This is a genomic window from Pseudomonas brassicacearum, from assembly GCF_003732265.1.
Lineage (GTDB): Bacteria > Pseudomonadota > Gammaproteobacteria > Pseudomonadales > Pseudomonadaceae > Aquipseudomonas > Aquipseudomonas brassicacearum_D.
In genome coordinates this window covers 1-292 of sequence record NZ_MOBK01000341.1, presented here as the reverse complement: position 1 = coordinate 292, position 292 = coordinate 1, and the positions used below count along the sequence as shown (strand labels likewise).

General features: G+C 62.7%; 1 protein-coding gene. It reads right to left on the bottom strand.

What is annotated here, in order from left to right; all coding sequences use genetic code 11:
- On the bottom strand, positions 1-181 hold a 181-nt coding region (locus BK660_RS32825), incomplete at its 3' end, for a hypothetical protein (RefSeq protein ID WP_221178667.1).
- Positions 182-292: the final 111 nt, after the last annotated feature.

Genomic DNA, 292 nt, shown 5'->3' with positions numbered 1-292 from the left:
TGACTTGATGGATGGCATCGGCGTGGGCGGCGCTCTCTGGCCTCGTGGTTGGCAGCGTTCTCCAGGCGCTGATAGTGATTTGATGGCAGATCCTGCGGGCATAGTGGGTAATATCGGCGGTCAAGCTGGCCTGGCCTATCTTGGCGGCCGTGGCCTTCAGGCTGGCGGCGCTGCCTTGCAATCTCTCGGCGCGGCGCGAGCGGCTATTCCTGGCCTAGAGGCAGGCGGTAAGCTGCTTCAAACAGCTGGGAATGCCGTGATTAACCCTGCGGCCTACCGTCAAGCCGCTGGT